Raw genomic sequence first — 238 nt, 5'->3', positions numbered from 1 at the left:
AAAGTGGAGGGCATAGCCCTTTATTGCAGGCGCTGCCTTTTTGCTTAAATTACGAATTAACGGGTGATGGATTATTAGCGCAGAGCGCTTTTTGGATTTTTGAAGAGGCATTTAAAGACGCCAGCGGTAAGCATTTAATGATAGATCGCTTATGCGATGTATTTTTAATTAGTGTTTTGCGCAAGGTATTAGAAGAGGGTGCCATTAAAACCGGGATGATGGCAGGGCTTACTCATCC

At 42.4% G+C, this 238-nt stretch carries 1 protein-coding gene; it reads left to right on the top strand.

Annotated features, from left to right (window positions below):
* The coding region (locus tag AAEY55_RS18590) for a cupin domain-containing protein (protein WP_350552764.1) at positions 1-238 on the top strand (238 nt) is incomplete at both ends.

Source organism: Pseudoalteromonas sp. 120-MNA-CIBAN-0494, from assembly GCF_040308885.1.
GTDB classification, from domain to species: domain Bacteria; phylum Pseudomonadota; class Gammaproteobacteria; order Enterobacterales; family Alteromonadaceae; genus Pseudoalteromonas; species Pseudoalteromonas nigrifaciens.
The sequence above is the reverse complement of the archived record's forward strand: the minus strand, read 5'-3'. Positions and strand labels throughout refer to the sequence as shown.